This is a genomic window from Kangiella sp. HZ709 (genome assembly GCF_009674675.1).
Taxonomy (GTDB): domain Bacteria; phylum Pseudomonadota; class Gammaproteobacteria; order Enterobacterales; family Kangiellaceae; genus Kangiella.
The window spans coordinates 1,116,792-1,131,408 of sequence record NZ_WKJC01000001.1 but is presented as its reverse complement, the minus strand read 5'-3'; the positions used below and the strand labels follow the sequence as shown (position 1 = coordinate 1,131,408).

Below are 14,617 nucleotides of genomic sequence, written 5' to 3'. Positions count from 1 at the left end.
CATAATGCCAAGCAAAAATAATAGGCCATTCTTTGAAAAATAGTAAATCACTTAATCGCAAGATCTGTATTGCGCCAATGCTCGATTGGACTGATCGCCACCAAAGACGCTTTATGCGTATCATTACAAAACACGCAGTTCTATATACCGAAATGATAACCACTGGCGCAATTTTGTACGGTGATAAAGATGGTCACTTAAAATTTAATTCTGAAGAACATCCAGTGGCGATTCAACTAGGCGGTAGTAACCCAAAAGATTTAGCTCAGTGCGCTAAAATTTGCGAGGACTACGGCTATGATGAGATTAATCTAAATGTTGGCTGTCCAAGCGATCGTGTTCAGAACGGTCGTTTCGGTGCTTGCTTGATGGCAGAGCCAGAATTAGTTGCTGAATGCATGGATGCGATGGCGAATGTAGTTTCGATTCCGACAACCGTTAAGAGTCGTATTGGTATTGATGAGCTGGATTCTTATGAGCATCTTCATCATTTTATTAATACCGTTCAACAAGCTGGCGTTGAAACTTTCATTATCCATGCGCGAAAAGCATGGTTATCTGGCCTGAGTCCAAAACAAAATCGTGAAATACCACCATTAAGATACGACGTGGCGTACCAAGTGAAACAAGATTTCCCAGAGTTGGAAATTATTTTAAATGGCGGCGTGACAGATTTGCACCAGGCACAAGAACACATGCAGCATCTTGATGGAGTGATGATTGGGAGGGAAGCTTATCATAACCCTTATCACTTAATTGAAACGGATAGAAAGTTTTATTCTGATGAAACCCCCGTATTGTCCCGACAAGAAATCGCCCGAGAATTTATTCAATATGTGCAAGCTCAACTCGAGCAAGGTGTCTATCTTGGGCATATGAGCCGGCACATTTTAGGACTATTTCATGCCCAACCTCGGGGTAAATTGTGGCGCCGACATTTAAGCGAAAATGCTTATAAAAAAGGAGCTGGCGCGGAAGTTATTCAAAAAGCATTGGAGTTATTTGAGTGAAGAAAGCAATTCTTATAATAGCGTTATTGCTACTGTCTATATCCTTTGTTTTTTTTATCTTTAAAGAAAATACTTCTGCATTAATTATGCAGAAATCTATAGATGAAAACACTATAAAACCCGAAATGGAATTATTAATTAAAAAAAGTGATATTGAAAAAAAGACTGTTAAAAAAAGTAAAAATGTTGGAGCTAGCAATGAGCAATGCGATAAATACTTCAATGATAATGAGCAAGAAATCAGTATACTTTATGATGAAATTAATCGTTATTATTTTAGCCCAGAAGAATTTGCTAACGTTGGCCCATATTCGACATTAACTCCTGAGGACATAAGAATTCTAGCTGAAGCTAATGATGTAAAAGCTCTGCATGTTTACGGTACTAATTTAATGTGGGAAGGTGGCGTAGGGATAAAGTTTTTTTTCAATGAGCAACACTACAAAAGACCTTCGAATAAAGAAATAGTAAGTCACAAATTAGATTTAGAACTTATTAACATAGGCAAGGGATTATTACTCAAGGCTGCATACATGGGGCACTTAGGTTCACTAGTTGAAAGTCGGGTAGGTGACTCATTTATATTAGAGAAGTTTAGAAAGAATAAACTGTCTGATATGGCACTACTCAAAACAGCTTTAATCAATACAGCAGTTACTTATAAGCTTGTAAATCAATCTAAAAAAAATGACCCGTATCTAAGGGCTTTGATTTATAACACGTCTATAAAAGAATTCAAGCCCATGAGTTTGAGGGGAATTATAGAAACTGAGTGGCATAACGTAAAACGGATTCGTTCTGATTTAGGAACGCTTGATATTGAAGAGTTGGAGTCGTTAGCAGAAGCACAGTATGATGAGTCGCTCATAACGTGGATAGAATCAAGACGTTATTATGGACAAGAGCCATATCCTAAAATAATTAAAGGACAGCTAAAAGAAATTGCCGAAAAGTATATAGCAGTTTGTCTTAAATCAGACTATTAAAGCTTAGATTAAAAAAATGCTAAGTAAAGGGGTAAACTTTAAAGTTGTTAGTTCTGAAACCATAAGTAAAATTAAATATATCCGATAAAGTTAATTAACCTTTTGAGTAAAATGTTTACCGGAAGGCCATTTAAAGTGCAAAAAATACTCCTAAAGTTGCTAAAAGCAAAATGGGAAGCCTACCTAATACAAATTTTCGACCAGTACTGGAACTAAAATGTTACAAGGTATTAATTCAACGCCTTTGCTAAGCCTTTGAATATTAAACGCTTTTAACAACGGGTTGTTTTTCTGTGCTGCATTCCTCCGTAATCCTCTCCGCTAAGGCTTTTCACACATTTGCAAGCCTCTAACTCATTGTTTTAGAATGGTTTTGAACAGATGGAGATGAAGCATATGAAATTTTTAAAATGGTTCTTGATTGTTTTAGTAAGTTTAGTGGTTGTTTTGGCGGTAATAGGGTTTTTCTTGCCAAAGAGTGTTGAGGTACAGCGTTCTATAGTTATCGGTAGCAATAAAGACTCAGTTTTTACGTCGATTAATAGTATGCAGCGATTTAACGAATGGTCGCCTTGGTACGAAATGGATCCCAGTGCTAAATATGAGTATTCAGGGGCGACTGACGGCAAAGGCAATAAAATGTCTTGGGATAGCCAAGATCCCAATTTAGGGAAAGGGACTCTAGAAATTATTGAGTCGCAATACCCTAGTATGATTAAAACAGAATTGTTTTTTGGAGATGATCCTAATCCCGGTTACGCAGTTTTTGATATTGAAGAAATTACCTATAGCCAAACTCGAGTAACTTGGACATTTAGTGCTGACTTTGGCAACAACATAATAGGTCGTTATATGGGTTTGATGATGGATGGTATGATTGGACCCACCTATGAAGATGGTTTACGCAACCTAAAAAATAAACTAGAGAAGTAGTTAATTATTAAATAGAAAGGCCACCGAAGGTGGCTTTTATTTTGTGACAATTTGCACCTATGCACGTTTTTATCATCTTGAACGAGTACAATCACTGTGCATCAATAGGGCAAATAATTTTAAGTGGGAAAATGTATGAAAAAACAAGATTCAAAAAGTAAATTGCCAAAGTTAGCGGTCTTAGCCGTAGCTTCAGCTTTAACGGGGATAGTCGCCTGTTCCTCAGCACCAGAGATTGAGTACGGTTCTGAGCAACTGCGAGGCATTAAGTTGATTGAAGAAGTATCTAAAACGGGCAATGAAATCGTTATTCCATATAAGAAGTTTGTACTTGAAAATGGCTTAACCGTTATCTTGCACGAAGATAATAGCGACCCGTTAGTTCATGTTGACGTGACTTATCATGTTGGCTCAGGTCGAGAAGATATTGGTAAATCAGGTTTTGCTCACTTTTTTGAACATATGATGTTCCAAGGTTCTGAGAATGTCGCAGATGAAGAGCACTTCAAAATTATTACTGAAGCAGGTGGTACTTTAAACGGTACGACCAACAGTGATAGAACTAACTATTTCGAAACAGTCCCATCGAATCAATTAGAAAAAATGTTGTGGTTAGAAGCCGATCGTATGGGTTTTTTGTTAGATGCGGTTACACAAGAAAAGTTTGAAGTGCAGCGTGAGACTGTTAAAAACGAAAGAGGTCAGCGCGTTGATAATCGTCCTTATGGTCGTTTGAACGAGCGCGTTTCACAAGCATTGTATCCTGAAGGTCATCCTTATTCATGGCCTGTAATCGGTTTTATGGAAGATTTAAATCGCGCTGATTTAAATGATCTAAAGAAATTCTTCTTACGCTGGTATGGTCCAAACAATGCGACTTTAACTATTGGCGGCAAATTTGAGCAGAATGAAGCTTTAGCATGGGTAAACAAATATTTTGGCTCTATCCCTCGCGGCCCCGAAGTAAGCGACCCAGCACCAATGCCAGTAACTTTGGATAAAGATCGTTATATTTCTATGGAGGATAATGTATCCTTGCCATTGATTTACATGGCATTTCCAACTACTTACGGTAGAAGTGATGATGAGGCTGCATTAGATGTCTTGTCTTCAATTATTGGTCAAGGCCGTACTTCTTTGTTCTACAAGAATTTAGATAAACAAGGGTTAACGGTTCAGTCTGGTGTAAGTCACCCTTGCTCAGAGCTAGCTTGTCAATTCACTATGTATGCCCTTCCAAATCCTGCGAAACGTAAATCGTTAACAGATTTAGAAAAAATCATGCGTGAGACTTTTACTGAGTTTGAGAAGCGTGGCGTCGAGAAAGATGATTTAGAGCGTGTGAAAGCTGGTATGAAATCTCAAACCATTTATGGTTTGCAAAGTGTATCAGGTAAAGTTTCTCAATTAGCCGCTAATGAAACATTTGAAGGTAACCCTAATAGAATTGCTATTGACTTGGCTCGTTATCAAAATGTTACTGCGGAAGATGTTATGCGTGTATATAACAAATACATCAAAAATAAATCTTCAGTGATCATGAGCATAGTACCAAAAGGTCAAAAGCAGCTGATTGCAAAAAAAGATACTTTCCAAATCAAAGATAGAACTATTCCAAAATCAAATGATGATGCCGGTTTAGCCCTACGTATTGCTAAAGATGATTTTGATAGAAGCGTCAAGCCGGCTTCGGGCGAGAACCCGTCGATTAGTTTACCATCTGTTTGGCGTTCAGAATTAGCCAATGGCATTGAAGTTTTGGGTGCTAATAATAGCGAAACACCGACAACTGCGATTAGCTTTAGAATAGAAAATGGCCATCGTAACGACCCATTAGCAAAAGTTGGCCTAGCGTCAATGACTGCATCGATGATGAATGAAGCTACGGAAAGTTACTCTAGTGAAGACTTAAGTAATATGCTGCAAAAACTGGGAAGTTCAATTAGCTTTTCAGCAGGCGAAAACTACACCACCATGACGATATCTTCTTTAACTGAGAATTTAGATCGTACTTTGTGGATTGCTTCAGAAAAATTATTCACGCCTAAATTCGATGAGAAAGATTTCAAGCGAATTAAGGATCAAGCGATAGAAGGCATTAAATTCTCTCAAAAGCAAGCAGCAACAGTAGCATCTAATGTCTATACCAAACTGCTTTATGGTGAGAATGCCATTGCTGAGCCTACAGGTGGTACATTGGCATCGCTAGCCAACATCAGTTTGGATGACGTTAAGAACTTCTATAAAACTCAGTATTCTCCTGCTGTTTCTAACGTAGTGGTAGTATCTGATTTATCTGAAAGCTCTGTTATTAATAAACTAAAGCGCTTTTCGTCTTGGAAAGGTGGTGAGGTTGCTAAAGCAGCTTTAAACGATTTCCCAACACTGAAGAAAGCGATTTACTTGGTGGATAAACCAGGTGCGGCTCAGTCTGAAATTCGTATTGGTAAGCGTGCTTTACCTTATGATGCAGATGGCGAGTATTATCGTGTGGGCTTAATGAACTACAATTTAGGCGGTGCTTTTAATTCACGTATCAACATTAACTTGCGTGAAGATAAAGGCTACACCTACGGTGCTCGTTCAAGATTCTCAGGTTCAAAAGATTATGGTTCTTATACTGCAAGTGCAGGTGTTCGTTCAGATGCAACCGATAAATCATTAATAGAATTCTTTAAAGAAATCGATTTATATCAAAAAGCTGGTATGACTGGTTCAGAGCTTGGATTTATGAAAAATTCATTAGGTCAAAGTGATGCACGTCGTTATGAAACGCCATCGCAAAAGTTAGGGTTGCTTTCAAGAATTCTTACTTATGGTTTAGATGATGATTACATTGAAGAGCAAAATGAAATACTAGAAGATATTGAGCTGTATGAGCTTAATGATTTGGCTAAACAGTATTTGGTAAGAGATGAAATGATTGTCGTTGTGGTTGGCGATAAGAAATCTATCCTACCTGGTTTAGAGCAGTTGGGTTATGAAATTATTGAACTTGATGCCAGCGGGCAGCCTGTAAAATAATCATTTATCTAGGTTAAATTAAAGGGGCTTATTAGCCCCTTTTTTATGCTTGGGTTTATAAGACTTAAATATTAATGGTCTATATTTTCTGCTACACTTTGAGCAGCTAAAAAGGAGAGAGATAAGCAATGTATCGAATAAACTTAGTGGTAATACTATTAGGCTTAATGGCAGGACCATTGGCTGCATCAGAAAACCTTAATCAATGTATTACAACCAAGGTTTTGACAGAAGATGAAAGTACCACTATTGGTCAATTGAAAACTTTATGTGAGCAAGAATTACAGGCTGAAAAAGAGGAGCTTGCGACTCAAGAAAAAAAAGAAATTAATTCTGCAAAGCAAAGCAAGAATTCAACATTAGTAAAAAACCGCTTACGTCAAGAATATCGCGCTCGCAAAAATCGGTTTGCTATATTACCGCATAAGCCCAATTACCTATTACCGTTGACCTTTAACAATTCGCCTAATAACGAGGGTTTTGATCTGGCCGGTGATGAGCGTGAAATTGACAATGTGGAAATTAAATTTCAAGTCAGTTTTAAAACTCCTTTTTGGGAAGCCCCTTTTGGCAAGAATAGCGCACTATTTTTTGCCTACACCGGACAATCTTATTGGCAAGCTTATAACTCAGAAGTTTCGAGTCCTTTTAGGGAAACTAATCATCAACCCGAAATTTTTGCCGCCTGGTCGACGGATTGGGAAATTTTAGATTGGCAAATTCCGACTTTTTCAGTAGGTGTGGAACATCAGTCCAATGGCCGTAGCGGTTTAAGCTCTCGTAGTTGGAATCGCCTTTATACTGAATGGGCTTTTGAAAAAGATCGTTGGGTGCTGGCGTTTAAGCCCTGGTGGAGAATTCCTGAAAAGCAAAAAGAAGACCCGCTTGATCCAAAAGGTGATGATAATCCGGACATTGATGACTTTATGGGTTACTTTGAATTGCAAACTCGCTACCAATGGGATGACCACAATTTTGGAATCTTATTGCGAAATAATTTACGCAGTGAAAACCGAGGTGCCGTTCAGCTGGATTGGACTTTTCCACTTGATGAGAAAGGGAAGCTAAGAGGTTATGTGCAGTATTTTAATGGATATGGTGAGAGCTTGATTGATTACAATCGCCGTACTAATCGTTTGGGCGTTGGCTTTGTATTAACTGATTGGCTATAAATCTCGGCTTAATAAAACGTGTAGAAGATTATCCTGAAAATTAATGTTCGATGTTAACTGGTTATGTTTTTCGCATAAAAAGAAGGAATAATCTAGCGGGAAAAAGCTATACTTATGTCGTGGTACTGAAGGATCTAGTGAATGTCTCGCTAATAGGGATGCCTTAGTAACTGTGCCATCGCCAGGCTCTAACATTAACAGATCATAGTCGACTCCTGCTACTTTCCTACTTATCTGCTGCGGTTTCATTCTCAGCTCAGAACCTTTATTGGTTTCTTCAACTACAACTCTTGCAGGTGTTAAATGACAGTCACCGCCAAAGGCGATCAGGATTACATCAGTTTTTGGGTAGGGAACTGTCAATGCCCACACAAATCTTCTAGCTCTTTCTAGGTGCTTTTCGAAAAAATCCGCGAGCAAATCATAATAGTCTTGGCCCTTAGTACTTATAATTTTTTTCTTTACCATAGGATCAAATATAGACCATTGAAAGCGTTTCCAAAGCTCAACATCAAATTGATCTCTAGCTAAAGCAGTACCATCAGGCTTAATAATCCAGTGATTTAAAGTGTGCGGAAACAGTTGATACATGGAAGGCATGGTTGCCAATGTTTCAGGTTCAATTTTACTAAAAACCAAAGGTAAACCTTCAATTAAAGTATTAATTGCATCAATGGAACCAAAATTTGGTGTCCCCAGCATAATGACCCTTCGTAAATTTTTAGCTCCTGTTAAGTTTGTTTTGAGTTCATTAGTATCTAATACATCGAGTTTCCCATAACGTAAATAGTATCTGCTAATTAACCCCCCCATACTATGAGCGATTATGTCAACTTTAAGATTTGGGTCATTGTAGTCTATTTTTATTTGTTCAATTAACTGATCTAACTTTTGCACCGTTTTGACGTTATCTTGTCGCCAATCGTAAGCAAATAAATAATATTTACGTCTATTGGTTTGAGCGTTACCTGCGATGGCTTTTTGAAATCCAGCATAGTTTTCTAAAACCTCTATAAGGTTTTGATAAAAATCTCTTCCGGCGACTCTATCAGTGACTGAATAAGGATTTTGTTTTTCGGTAACGGCCTCAAGTGTTTGAGGATTGATATCCACTGTTAATTCTTGATAATTATGTGTTAGTAATTGCCAGTAACTCTTAGGCCATATCTCTTCAGAAGTGTTTTTGTTTTCTAGCTTGCTACCTGTTATACCTGGGATAAAAATGATAGGCGGTTGATTTTCATAAGCGGTAGAGGTGCTGTGCAACCTTTTTAAATCAGGCTTATAACTGGTGTTACAGCTAAGATTCAAGAGAGCTAAACAAAAAGCAAAAAGCAACTTTATACCTTTATCAGGAATTTGGAGACGTTCAATAAGTTTAGGAATAATTTCTGTGCACTTTTTATTATCAACAAACACTTGTGATTTCGAACTACTTAAAGCCATAACTAGAGCCTCATGTGCTATAAATAACGACTAATGATAAACTGTAACAATAATAGATAATAATACTCTACACTCAAAGATGGTTTTATGTAAACTAAGCATAGAGTAGCAATGAATTTAGGAGTCGTTATGTTTAAAAGCAATATCATCGCGTTAGCGGTAACTCTAACAACATTATCAATAGCAATAGCCCCAGCAGTGAAATCTCATGCTGAAGAAAGACCTGAAGTTGAGATTAAAAGCCAAAAGTTGACGGATGGTATTTATGTTCTTTTTGGAAGAGGCGGTAATATTGGCTTATCCGTAGGAGAAGATGGTGCTTACATCATTGATGATCAATTTGCGCCACTCAGTGAAAAAATTAACTCTGCAATTGATAAAATCACTAAGGCGCCTGTAAAATTTGTGGTAAATACTCACTGGCATTTTGACCATACGGGCGGTAATGAAAACTTTGGTAAAGAAGGCGCTGTGATCGTGGCTCATGAAAACGTGCACAAAAGAATGAGTACACGTCAAGAAATGAAAGCCTTCAATCGAGTGGTTGAAGCTGCTCCTAAAGTCGCTCAGCCAAGCGTGACTTATCAAAAAGAGATGAGCTTGAAATTAAATAATGACAAGATGCGCATAGTGCATGTTGCTAATGCCCATACAGATGGCGATTCTTTAATTTACTTTGAACAAGATAATGTATTGCACATGGGCGACTGCTATTTCAAAATTGGCTACCCTTTTATTGATTTAGGTTCAGGCGGTTCGATTGATGGTTATATTAATGCGTTAGAAACGGGCTTAGCTTTATCCAATGATAAAACTAAGATTATCCCAGGCCATGGTCCTATGGCCAATAAATCTGAGCTAGCAGCTTATACCCAAATGCTAAAAGATATTCGTCAAAATGTAGCCGAATTAAAGGCAGATGGTAAATCATTAGAAGCGACGATAGCCGCTAAACCTAGTGCTAAGTATGATGCAAAAAATGGCGTTGCTTTTATCAAACCTGAGCAAATTGTAACGGCAATTTATAATAGTCTTTAATAAACAGTAAAGTTTAAATTAAGGTCAAACCTAGCTGCATTCATGGTAGCACTAACGGTTTGCCCTTTTTTTATTTCACCAACGCCACTTGGCGTTCCAGAAAAAATCAAATCACCGGATTTTAATTCAATATGCCTCGAAAGTTCGACAATGATTTCTGGGATGGACCAAATCATTTGATTAATATTTCCACTCTGTTTAATTTCATCATCAATCGAGAGTTGAAGCTTAACTTCATTTAATTCCCCAAATTCCTTAAAGGCGATTATTGAACTTACAGGAGCGGACTGATCAAAACCTTTGGCTAAATCCCAAGGCCGTGATTTCTTTTTGTACTCAGTTTGCAAGTCGCGTTTAGTTAAATCTATTCCTAACGCACAGCCAAAGACATGTTCCCAAGCACTTGATAATTCAATTTCAAAACCTGTTTTAGCAATAGCAATCACCAACTCTACTTCATAATGCAATTCATTAGTTATGCTTGGGTAGTGGATAGATTTAGGGTTAACCACTACTGCATCAGCAGGTTTAGTAAAGAAGAAAGGCGCCTCACGTTCACAGTGGCCCATCTCAATAGCATGCTCGGCATAGTTTCGACCTACGCAGTATATTCTTCTAACGGGAAAAGTTTCATGCGAATCAATTATCGGAACTGCAGTTATTAGAGGTTCAAAAGCGTAGCTCATTAGACTTTTCTAGTGCTTAGATTGGATTATTAGTACAATATCGGCTTTATATATCAATGACAAGTTAGCCATAACGAGAAGCACTATGATACTCAATAAATTGTTCAAGTCATCTTTATCTGTAACATTTCTTTTCTTGATAGTGGCTTGTGAAGAGCCTAATACTGGTGTTAACGATGTACGTGTCTACGAACATGACGGTATTCAAATTATCAACCCGTGGTTACGTAAAATGCCTGAGGGGGTTTCTAATACCGCCGGTTTTATGCAAATAAAAAATGAAACGGGAAAGCCTTTGGTTTTAGAGGATGTATCGCTTGACTGGGCTCGTATGGGCATGATCCATGAATCTAAAGTAGTCGATGGAATGGCTAAAATGATTCATCAAGATGCATTAACGATCAGTGATACAGTTGATTTTGCTCCAGGTGGACTGCATATCATGGTTATGGGTATGGATGGACCGCTTGATGAAAAGCAAACCTATAATATTCATTTACATTTTTCAGGGCGCGAACCACTTGCAGTAGCCTTCCAAGTAGGCGAACCTAGATAGAAGAACGGTAGATTATTAAAACTATGGAAAACACAAAAAAGAATCGAAAATTTAGCGCCATATTAGTTACCTTTGTTGTTATCTTGCTGGTGATGATTGTTTTAGCTTTTATATGGAGCAATGAACCAGATCCAATTGATCCGGTATCTATTAGACAATCGTATCCTGCTGGAGAGCCGCCCATCGGCTATCTAACAGTTGAAGCAACGGCAAAAGTCGCTGAAAGCTTGTTGGATAAAAGTGGTGGTTTTTTGAGTAACGATATTTTGCCGCCAAGCATTTTTATGGACAATATGCCAAGCTACGAGTTTGGGGCTTTGGTACAAGTTCGAGATATGGTCACTGTTTTAAGGGATGATATAAGCCGCGCACAATCCCAATCTACAGAGAATTTGTCCTTAAGAAACGCGTTAGAGCGTTTTAACATTGCTCACACTAAGTGGATCTTTCCAAGAGCAGAAGGTCAGTATCGTGAAGGGATTCAGCATTTGCGCGAATATCGTGATGAGCTGACCGATAGCCAAATAACCAATACTCAGTTTTTTGCTCGTGCCGATAATCTTCGCTCTTGGTTATATTTTGTTAGTAAACGGTTAGGCTCTTTATCGCAGCGTTTGAGTGCTAGTGTAGGACGAACTCGTATTAATACTGATTTGGCTGGCGATACATCTGCTCAACAATCTACCAATACAGGGCAGCTGATAGAAGTTAAAACGCCTTGGCTTGAGATTGACGATATCTTTTGGGAAGCTCGCGGTTCTACCTGGGCTATTGTGCAAATGATGAAAGCGGTAGAGCAAGACTTCGACTCAGTGATCAAAGATAAAAACGCTTTAGCCAGTTTCCGACAAATTATTTTAGAACTAGAAGCCACGCAAGATCCTATGTGGAGCCCAATGGTAGTTAATGGTCGAGAGTTTGGATTTGTTGCTAATCACTCGTTAGTCATGTCTTCTTATATTTCAAGAGCTAACGCCGCCATAATCGATTTGGTCGATTTATTAAGAAGAGGATAGATATTTAAAATCAAGCCCCGTATGACGGGGCTTTTTTATAGCTAAACCATTTAGCACCTTGCTGCATCTAATAAAGTTAAAGCACAATAATAATGGGGAATAATTAATGCTGTTTAATACGCCAATATTTTTTATCTTCTTCGTCATTTTTCTTTTGTTTTACGGTTTCGTATTTTTACAACGTAAACCAAAGGTCTATTTTATTCTGGTCTCTAGCTTAGTTTTCTATGGCGCCTGGAACTATAAGTTCATTCCATTGTTGGTTGGTTCTGCAGTAGCGGATTACTTTATTGCGCAAGCGATAGGCAATAGCTCGAGTCAATCGCGGAAAAAATGGTTAGTATCGCTATCGTTGTTTATTAATCTTGGTATTTTGGCACTCTTTAAATACGCGGATTTTGCAATTGAATCGGTAGCACAGTTACTTAATGTTTTTGGCTATCAAGTATCCTTTGAAACACTCTCTTGGGTTCTGCCTGTCGGTATCTCTTTTTACACCTTCCAAAGCTTAAGCTATACCATTGATGTTTATCGTGGCGATATGAAACCACGTAAAGGCTTAGTAGAATTTACTGCAGCATTGGCGTTTTTCCCGCAGTTGGTTGCAGGTCCTATTCTACGGGCTAGACATATTTTACCGCAGTTTCACAAGCTACCGATTCCTACCTGGTTGAATGCCAAGCATGGCTTTTTATTAATCACGGTAGGTTTAATTAAGAAAACGGTTGCTGACTTATTGGCTGCACCCGCTGCGCTGGCGTTTGATGCCCCCAATGCAGTTTCTACCTTAGAACTCTGGACTGGGGTATTGGCATTCGCGGGGCAAATTTATGGTGATTTCTCAGGTTATAGTGATATGGCAATTGGTCTTGCTTTATTATTGGGTTTTCAAATTCCGTTGAACTTCCGAGTACCTTACTTTGCTTTATCGCCAGTGGATTTCTGGCGACGTTGGCATATTTCCTTGTCGAGCTGGCTAAAAGATTATTTATATATTTCCTTGGGCGGCAATCGTAATGGCCATCGTTATCGAAATATCTTTATCACAATGCTATTGGGCGGCTTATGGCATGGTGCCGCTTGGGGTTTTATTGCTTGGGGAGTTTTCCATGGCGTGATAATTACCGCGACTCATTTTTTTCGAGAACAAGAACGTTTTGCAGGCTTTGCTCAATCAAACTCGAAAGCCATTAAACTGCTGCAGTGGGCCATAACCTTTTACTTAATATTAATTGGTTGGGTCTTGTTTAGAGCGGAAACCTTAACCGGCGCTTGGACTATGCTGGTTAATATGCATACCTTCGCATCAACCGCCATAGCGGCCAACTCTGCGTTCTTAGTGCTTGGTTTGGTGAGTATGTCATTGTTGCTGATCCATTTAATGGATTATTTCATTCTGCATAAATCTGAGAAGCTGGAATCCAAGTGGTGGCTTTTTTGGCCTTTATTAATCATAGGGCATTTCTTGTGTTATATGATTGGCAAGCCCAGTGCTGAATTTATCTATTTTCAATTTTAAGGAGGCAAAATCATGAGTGAAAGAAAAATATATTTCAAAATCCTAATGGCTATTTGCCTTAGTATGTTAGTGGTTGTTGTGGGCTTTCGCGGTTTTACAAAGATCATGGGTGTTGGAAGTGATACCTTGATGGGGCGGGTGGATCAAGCTAGAAATGCTTTACCTGAAATTATTAAAGAAGAAAAAGATTTAGTGATGATGTTTGGTTCTTCAATGGTAAGGGCTGGTTTTTCTCCAAGGCAGTTTGATCGTGAAATGAAAAATGCTGGTGTTTTGGTCAAGTCATATAACTTTGGTTTTGGAGGTTTAAATCCGTATTTTCAAGACGTCTTAGCCACTAGAATTAAAGAGCAATTTGATGCTGGAAATAAGCGCTTAAAATTAACCATTATTGAGTTCAACCCGTTCCAAACCACAACTACTCGTAGAAATGGTGCCATAGCATTAGAAGAATCATTTTTAGGCTTATTAGGCACAGATGAAGAGTTATTAAATATCGCTAAATCAGATTTGCGAAAAGGGATTCGGATGGCGAATATCAAATATTTGCGTGATGGCATTTCTGCAGAAATGGTTACTAGCTTTTATGGAAGAATGTTTGCAGAACCAAGGCCGAGAACTGATTTGCCGCGAGACAGCGAAGAGCATCAAAAGCGTTTGCAAGAAGTTGGAGAAGCTTTAAATAAAAAATTTGATGAGGAATATCCTAACTTTGTAGATTCGCAATGGTCTATGGATTGGCAGGGTGGTGGCACTATTCCGGAAGAACGCTCCGAAGAAACCCTTAAACTATTTGATGAATACTATGCGTTGCTACAATCTGATCATCGGATGGATAATGCTCGACTCAATAGAGTTCACACAGCAGATATTGAAGAGTTAAATTTTGATCCTTTATTAATGGATTCTTTCATTAATTTGGTTAAAACCTTCCAGCAATTTTCTGACCAAGTAGAAGTGGTCATTCTTCCGCAAAATCGTAAATGGATAAAAAATCCGCCTGAGGCGATAGCAAGATTTGATAGGGCAGTAGAGAAAATTCAAAACGAAACAAAAGCTAAGGTAAGAAACTTCGATAGAAGTGGCAGGTATGATTATACAATGTTTAGCGATGCTACGCATTTAGCGCGATATTTAGGGGATGTTCCTTTCACTAACCATTTGATTGAAGTTTATGAACCAATTTTAAGAAGAGACTAAACCTTTTTGTTATATTGAACATCTAATACTA

At 38.3% G+C, this 14,617-nt stretch carries 12 protein-coding genes; 10 read left to right on the top strand and 2 right to left on the bottom strand.

Annotation, left to right across the window (positions count from 1 at the left end):
- Window positions 1-32 precede the first annotated feature (32 nt).
- The 5 genes from dusA to GJS41_RS05105 all read left to right on the top strand — a co-directional run bounded on the left by dusA (window position 33) and on the right by GJS41_RS05105 (window position 7,125).
- Window positions 33-1,010, top strand: coding sequence for a tRNA dihydrouridine(20/20a) synthase DusA (gene dusA, locus GJS41_RS05125; RefSeq protein ID WP_227551250.1), 978 nt, complete (start codon window positions 33-35; stop codon window positions 1,008-1,010).
- A complete protein-coding gene (locus GJS41_RS05120; RefSeq protein WP_154246231.1) occupies window positions 1,007-1,996 on the top strand; it encodes a hypothetical protein in 990 nt (329 codons plus the stop codon). Before dusA ends, GJS41_RS05120 begins: the two co-directional genes overlap by 4 nt.
- Window positions 1,997-2,392: 396 nt before the next feature.
- Window positions 2,393-2,929, top strand: coding sequence for an SRPBCC family protein (locus GJS41_RS05115; RefSeq protein WP_154246230.1), 537 nt, complete (start codon window positions 2,393-2,395; stop codon window positions 2,927-2,929).
- Between the two features lie 135 nt (window positions 2,930-3,064).
- Complete coding sequence (locus tag GJS41_RS05110) at window positions 3,065-5,953, top strand: pitrilysin family protein (RefSeq protein WP_154246229.1); 2,889 nt, start codon at window positions 3,065-3,067, stop codon at window positions 5,951-5,953.
- A 128-nt stretch (window positions 5,954-6,081) separates the two neighbouring features.
- On the top strand, window positions 6,082-7,125 hold the full coding sequence (locus tag GJS41_RS05105; RefSeq protein WP_154246228.1) for a phospholipase A: 1,044 nt from the start codon (window positions 6,082-6,084) through the stop codon (window positions 7,123-7,125).
- Here GJS41_RS05105 and GJS41_RS05100 read toward each other — a convergent pair.
- A complete protein-coding gene (locus GJS41_RS05100) occupies window positions 7,120-8,571 on the bottom strand; it encodes a hypothetical protein (protein WP_154246227.1) in 1,452 nt (483 codons plus the stop codon). The genes GJS41_RS05105 and GJS41_RS05100 overlap by 6 nt on opposite strands.
- A 129-nt stretch (window positions 8,572-8,700) precedes the next feature.
- On the opposite strand from GJS41_RS05100, the gene GJS41_RS05095 reads away from it, so the two are divergent.
- Window positions 8,701-9,609: an MBL fold metallo-hydrolase gene (locus GJS41_RS05095; protein WP_154246226.1), complete on the top strand. Its 909-nt coding sequence runs from the start codon at window positions 8,701-8,703 to the stop codon at window positions 9,607-9,609.
- Here GJS41_RS05095 and GJS41_RS05090 read toward each other — a convergent pair.
- Window positions 9,606-10,295: a fumarylacetoacetate hydrolase family protein gene (locus GJS41_RS05090; RefSeq protein ID WP_154246225.1), complete on the bottom strand. Its 690-nt coding sequence runs from the start codon at window positions 10,293-10,295 to the stop codon at window positions 9,606-9,608. The genes GJS41_RS05095 and GJS41_RS05090 overlap by 4 nt on opposite strands.
- Before the next feature lie 85 nt (window positions 10,296-10,380).
- Between GJS41_RS05090 and GJS41_RS05085 the strand changes: the two genes are divergently transcribed.
- The 4 genes from GJS41_RS05085 to GJS41_RS05070 all read left to right on the top strand — a co-directional run bounded on the left by GJS41_RS05085 (window position 10,381) and on the right by GJS41_RS05070 (window position 14,586).
- Entirely contained in the window at window positions 10,381-10,851 is a 471-nt protein-coding gene (locus GJS41_RS05085) for a copper chaperone PCu(A)C (RefSeq protein ID WP_154246224.1), read from the top strand.
- A gap of 23 nt (window positions 10,852-10,874) precedes the next feature.
- The gene (locus GJS41_RS05080) at window positions 10,875-11,867 is read left to right on the top strand and encodes a DUF2333 family protein (RefSeq protein ID WP_154246223.1); all 993 of its coding nucleotides are present in this window, start codon (window positions 10,875-10,877) and stop codon (window positions 11,865-11,867) included.
- A gap of 106 nt (window positions 11,868-11,973) precedes the next feature.
- On the top strand, window positions 11,974-13,386 hold the full coding sequence (locus tag GJS41_RS05075; RefSeq protein WP_154246222.1) for an MBOAT family protein: 1,413 nt from the start codon (window positions 11,974-11,976) through the stop codon (window positions 13,384-13,386).
- Between the two features lie 12 nt (window positions 13,387-13,398).
- A complete protein-coding gene (locus tag GJS41_RS05070; protein ID WP_154246221.1) occupies window positions 13,399-14,586 on the top strand; it encodes a hypothetical protein in 1,188 nt (395 codons plus the stop codon).
- Window positions 14,587-14,617: the final 31 nt, after the last annotated feature.

What these genes read in the sequence shown, in the direction of transcription:
- GJS41_RS05070 (WP_154246221.1), top strand. Translation starts at nt 13,399, where the DNA reads ATGAGTGAAAGAAAAATATATTTCAAAATCCTAATGGCTATTTGCCTT.
- GJS41_RS05115 (WP_154246230.1), top strand. Translation starts at nt 2,393, where the DNA reads ATGAAATTTTTAAAATGGTTCTTGATTGTTTTAGTAAGTTTAGTGGTT.
- GJS41_RS05080 (WP_154246223.1), top strand. Translation starts at nt 10,875, where the DNA reads ATGGAAAACACAAAAAAGAATCGAAAATTTAGCGCCATATTAGTTACC.
- GJS41_RS05105 (WP_154246228.1), top strand. Translation starts at nt 6,082, where the DNA reads ATGTATCGAATAAACTTAGTGGTAATACTATTAGGCTTAATGGCAGGA.
- GJS41_RS05085 (WP_154246224.1), top strand. Translation starts at nt 10,381, where the DNA reads ATGATACTCAATAAATTGTTCAAGTCATCTTTATCTGTAACATTTCTT.
- GJS41_RS05100 (WP_154246227.1), bottom strand. Translation starts at nt 8,571, where the DNA reads ATGGCTTTAAGTAGTTCGAAATCACAAGTGTTTGTTGATAATAAAAAG.
- GJS41_RS05095 (WP_154246226.1), top strand. Translation starts at nt 8,701, where the DNA reads ATGTTTAAAAGCAATATCATCGCGTTAGCGGTAACTCTAACAACATTA.
- GJS41_RS05110 (WP_154246229.1), top strand. Translation starts at nt 3,065, where the DNA reads ATGAAAAAACAAGATTCAAAAAGTAAATTGCCAAAGTTAGCGGTCTTA.
- GJS41_RS05075 (WP_154246222.1), top strand. Translation starts at nt 11,974, where the DNA reads ATGCTGTTTAATACGCCAATATTTTTTATCTTCTTCGTCATTTTTCTT.
- GJS41_RS05090 (WP_154246225.1), bottom strand. Translation starts at nt 10,295, where the DNA reads ATGAGCTACGCTTTTGAACCTCTAATAACTGCAGTTCCGATAATTGAT.